Below are 5827 nucleotides of genomic sequence, written 5' to 3'. Positions count from 1 at the left end.
TGGTATGATGCAGCTACAGGAGGAAACTTAGTCGGAAGTCCTACAAAGAATACAACAGGATCGGTTACTTACTACGCCCAGGCATCCAACGGAACCTGCTCGAGTCTCACTAGAACAGCCGTGACCTTAACGATTAATGCCGCACCTGCCGCACCAACAAGTGGCGGAGATAAAACCCAATGTGAGCAATCTCCAATTCAAACTTTAACTGCTACAGCAACTGGCGGAACCATCACCTGGTATGATGCAGCTACAGGAGGAAACTTAGTGGGAAGTCCTACAAAGAATGCAACAGGATCGGTTACTTACTACGCCCAGGCATCCAACGGAACCTGCTCGAGTCTCACTAGAACAGCCGTGACCTTAACGATTAATGCCGCACCTGCAGCACCAACAAGTGGAGGAGATAAAATCCAATGTGAGCAATCTCCGATTCAAACTTTAACTGCTACAGCAACTGGCGGAACCATCACCTGGTATGATACAGCTACAGGAGGAAACGTAGTCGGAAGTCCTACAACGAATACAACAGGATCGGCTACTTACTACGCTCAGGCATCCAACGGAACCTGCTCGAGTCTCACTAGAACAGCCGTGACCTTAACAATTAATGCGGTACCTAAAGCGCCAACTTTTTGCATAGTACAGCCATCTCTTTGCGGACCTGCAACTGGAAGTGTTACCATAAATAGTCCATGTGGCATAGATTATGAATACAGTATAAAAAACGGTGATACTGGAACATGGCAATCCACTATACTTTTTGATAATTTAAATCCCGGTGATGCAACTGGAATAAGAGTTAGAAATAAAAATACTGGCTGTGTTTCAAATGCAGCAAGTTGTGATGCATCCAATTGTTCAGTATCGCCTTGTTCACCACCAGCTGCTAAAATAACCAATCCAAATACTAAAACAACAGCTAAAACTGCTCCAATAGAAGCAAAAACCACAACCATAGGTTTCGATGCCTACCCAGTTCCTTTCAAAGATCAGCTTACGATCAAATACAAATTTGATTACAAATCTGATGTGAAAATTGAAGTGTTTAATACGCAAGGAATGTCTGTGCTTTCTAAAACCGATGCCGATAGTTACCTAGATAAAGAAGTAACACTGGATCTTAAAGCAAGCAAAAGACAAGATCAAGTTTATGTTGTGAAAGTAACAACTAATCAAGGAACATTTACTAAAAAAGTAATGTCTTCCAAATAATTCAAAAAATTAATTTAAATTAATAAGCATCCAGATTTATACTGCCCCCAAATAGTGTCTAACTTTTTGGGGGCAGTCTCTTTGCGGATACTTTTTTATTTTTACTCCATATCAACCAGTTATTTTATCTAATTTCAAATATGTAATATGTAATTCATCTTCTTCTACAGCAGTTTCATATTTGGTGATTTTTAAGCAATATTTCTCTTTAAATTATTTGTATAATATATCCGATATTTTATGGACATCATCCACGTGAATTCCGTATTTGTCATCGATATGCGAAGTTGCTTCCTTAAAACCGTACTATTTATAAAGAGTGATGGTCTTTGCTTTTTTGGATGCTGGTACTAAACTTTCGGCAACAGTCAGCTCCATTACATGATCTGCGGCTAAAGAAATTTCAAAATGAAAAGAGGAGAAAAGACAAAAATAACAAGCTAGTTTTAAACAATGTTAGAAATAATAGTACTTCTGATTTTCTCCGTAATTGACAGACCTATTCCATTTCTTAATACTTATAAATTTGCTTGTTTAAATTTATCTTTTTGATTATTTTTTTACATAAAATGGGCTATAGGATATCACAGTAAAGACAATCTGCGCGGTTGGGTTAAAACAGCTTAAATTTTCATGAAAAATTTCCTATGCACCACGTTTTTTATCGAATAAAATTGACTTTTAACGATGTTTCTATTTATTTCAATACATTTTGGTAATTTGTCATTATCTTTAGGTATTATTATGAAAATATGATTTTCGTTGTTTAATAAAAACTGTGAAGATTAATAAATAACTTAGTTATTGATTTCAACAATAAGTTATTTTGTAGAGCGGATGCTTCCTGTTTTTTCGAAGTTGATTCTCTTACTGTAAGTTGCACTCCCCATCGTGTAAATGTCAGGTTTTGACCTATTTATTGGTTTATAAATTTTTAAATTTAATTTTTTATTTTTTTAAATTTTTTGATTTTGCCCCTATTACTGTAAGTTACATTTCTCCAATGTGTAAGTTTTCAGTTTTTATCCTACTTTATTTATGTAAGAGATTTTATGGATATAATAGAGTATCCCTGTTAAATCTTGTTTTAATAAAAATATTTGTGATTTGTTACCATTTTTAAGGCAAATCATAAGAATATAATCTATTTGTAAATATAACAATACAAACGCTGTTAGTTAGTGTTATAATTAAAAAAGCAGACTCTACAATCACTTTTAAGGAAAATTCAAACTAAATCTAAGATATCGTGAAATCAAATATTACCCTTTTTTTACTGGCATTCTTAATTTTTGTTGGTAATGTAAATTCGTATTCTAATACTGTTAAAATTGACCCTCCAAAAAAAGTGTCAACTTTAAGTAATGGAACTGTTCAATGTAATACTGAAGTCCCGGTACCTTTAATAACTGGCACATTTGATAATTTAACAGTTAGTTCATCAACTTCTGGTGCATGTCTGATAGGTTGTGGTATTTCAAATGTGGGGAACTTGACAGATGTCGATTTAACTAATTTTGCGACAGCTTCCACCTTAGCAGGACTCGGTGTTACTCATAATTTAAGAGTAACGGACGGCAATGACACTTTTGCTGCCGGAAATTTTGCCGGTTTCAGAATTGCTCCCAGTGGAGGTTTGTCAGTAGCATTACTGAATAATATTTCTGTCAAAACCTATCTTGGTGGTGTATTAAGAGAAACTACAACTGGAGGTTCGTTAATAAACTTAAGTTTAGGTTCGGGCAATTACATTTTAGGGTTTAATACAAACTTATCTTTTGATGCGATTGAAATTTCTATTAGTAGTTTAGTAGGTGTGGCCACTACTACAGATATTTATTTTGCGGTGATCAGAAACTATTGTGCCGGACCGGCATTGGTATGTAACACACCTACTGCTTTTAATCTTCCAGCTTTCCCTGCGGCAATTGTAAATTCGCATACCGGAATATCTGGAATTGGTGTAGGCAGTGTTTCAAATCCTGAAAATGCAATATCCTCAAGCACTACAGATTATGCCAGTCTAGATTTATTGGTTAGTGCTGTCGGTTCTGTAAGTTTAGCTATAAAAGACCAAGTCACCGACTATCCTGTAGGGACGTATGCTGGTTTTGAAATTGAAAACATAAATCTTATCAATACTGCGCTACTCAGTAATATTCAAATAACGACTTATTTGAATGGTGCGCAACAACAACAATTTTCCGCTAATAATTTACTCGTAAGCGCTGTGCTTCTTAATGCAAGTGGTCGTTACCAATTAGGATTTGTTTCGACCACTTCTTTTGATGAAGTTCAAATTTCCATCAATCAAACCGTGGGCGTGACCCTTGGTTCAACCAGAGTTTATAATGCGGCATTTGAAAAATTCTGTGCGGGTCCGGCTTTACCGTGTAACACCCCAACGGCAATTAATGCACCGGCCTATCCGGTATTCATAAATGGCGCTAGAACCGGAATTGATGGTATAGTATGTGCGCTTTGTTCTGTTAGTGATACTGACAATTTAATCGATACAAATACAACTAATTTTGCTAATGTTGATTTAACAGCAAGCATTGGTGCCAGTGGTAAAATTTCTGTAAAAGATCAAATTACAGACTATCCTGCAGGTACTTTTGCCGGATTCGATATTGAAAGCGTTGGTTTATTAAACGCGAATGTTTTTGATGCCATTATAGTTACTACTTATTTAAATGGTGTCCAGCAAGAAACTAAAACTGGAAACGGCTCTTTGATTTCTGTTAATACGAACATAATAGTGGGGACAGGAAGACAAACTATAGGATTTGTTGCTACTTTGCCTTTTGATGAAGTGCAAATTAAACTAACTAATCTTGCAACAGTTACTTTAGGAACCGTAAAAGTTTATAGTGCATTATTAGAGAGATTCTGTTCAACAACAGTTGCGTGTAATCAAACGTATGCGCTTACAAACCCAACATTTCCGGTTATTATTGATGGTGCCAGATCCGGAATTAGTGGTGTGGCTTGCGTGGCATGTGCTGTAAATAACACAAACAATGTATTAACTGCAAGCACAGCCGATTTTGCACAAATTACATTAACCGCGGGTGTTTTAGCTTCTGGTTCTATTGCAGTTGCAGATCAATTATATACCTATCCAGCGGGAACCTTTGCAGGATTTACTATTCAAGATTTGAATACTTTAGTTCAATTAAATTTATTCCAATCTTTAACAGTTTCTACTTATAATAATGGAGTTCTTCAAGAAACAAAAGGGGGTAGTTCTCTAATTGATTTAACACTATTGGGAGGTCCTATTTTTGGTTCTGGTCCTGGATTTTATAATGTTGGATTTTTCGCTACTTTACCTTTCGACGAAATTAGATTTTCTGTTAGCGCTCTTGCCAGTGTTATCAATGCTATAAATGTATATGGTGCTTTTGTTGATACTCATAATAGTAATGGAGGTTCATTAATTTGTGCTGTAAATGACTTGAGTATTCTTAAGACTGTAAATAATGCGACACCGAATGTAGGTTCAAATATAATATTTACTATTACAGCTTCAAATGGAGGAGTAGGTGGGGGCAATGCAACGGGTGTTGTCGTCAATGATTTATTGCCCTCTGGTTATACGTATGTAAGTTCTACTGTTACAACGGGTAGTTATAATAATGCAACTGGTGTTTGGACAATTAATAGCTTAAATAATGGTGCCAATGCCTCTTTAACAATTACGGCTACTGTTAATGCTGTTGGCAATTATGCTAATACGGCAACAGTAACAGGAAATCAACCGGATCCCAATCTCAGTAATAATACTTCAACAGCATCAACAACACCTGTTAACGTAATTATCGCTAATGATGATACGGGTTCTCCTATAAATGGATTTACAGGCGGAGCTGCTTTTAATAATGTTTTGGGTAATGATACACTTAATGGTGTGGCTGTTTTATCTGGCCAAGTGAATACTACTTTTGTGTCTTCTTCCAATGCTGGTGTTACGCTTTCTGGCACAAATGTAATGGTTGCTGCCGGTACTCCTGCAGGAACTTATTCTTTAATATATCGAATTTGTGAAATATCGAATCCAACCAATTGTGATACTGCAACAGTTTCAGTAACGGTAAATGCTCCTGGCATTGATGCGGTTAACGATACTGGTGTTCCTGTGAACGGATCTACTGGAGGAACGGCTTTTACTAATGTTTTGGGTAATGATACACTTAACGGTTCTGCTGTTATAGCTGCCCAAGTGAATACTACTTTCGTTTCTTCTACCAATGCTGGTATTACTCTTTCAGGCACGAATGTGTTAGTTGCTGCTGGTACGCCTGCAGGTTCTTACTCTTTAATATATCAAATCTGTGAGGTTCTAAATCCAGCCAATTGTGACCAAGCAACAGTTTCAGTAACGGTATTTTGTGGGCAAGCGGCCATAGTCTCAGCCTCGGTAACTGCGTGCGTAGCCAATGTGGCAACCATTACGGTACTGGCTTCGGGTGGTACGGCTCCCTATACCTTTAGTATAGATGGCGGAGTAACCTTCCAGTCCTCGAACATCTTTACAGGTGTAGCGGCAGGAGCTTCTTATACGATAACAATCAGGGATGCCAACGGATGTTTAGCCACTTCAGCACAG

General features: G+C 36.9%; 2 protein-coding genes. Both read left to right on the top strand.

Annotated features, from left to right (window positions below):
- Positions 1-1215, top strand: a 1215-nt coding sequence (locus ACFX5D_RS16135) for an Ig-like domain-containing protein (protein WP_379859225.1), incomplete at its 5' end; no start/stop codon positions are given.
- A 1249-nt stretch (positions 1216-2464) separates the two neighbouring features.
- Positions 2465-5827 (top strand): DUF11 domain-containing protein (locus ACFX5D_RS16130; RefSeq protein ID WP_379859224.1); only part of this gene is annotated, 3363 nt, incomplete at its 3' end.

The sequence above is a fragment of the Flavobacterium fructosi genome (assembly GCF_042787335.1).
GTDB classification, from domain to species: Bacteria; Bacteroidota; Bacteroidia; order Flavobacteriales; family Flavobacteriaceae; genus Flavobacterium; species Flavobacterium fructosi.
The sequence above is the reverse complement of the archived record's forward strand: the minus strand, read 5'-3'. Positions and strand labels throughout refer to the sequence as shown.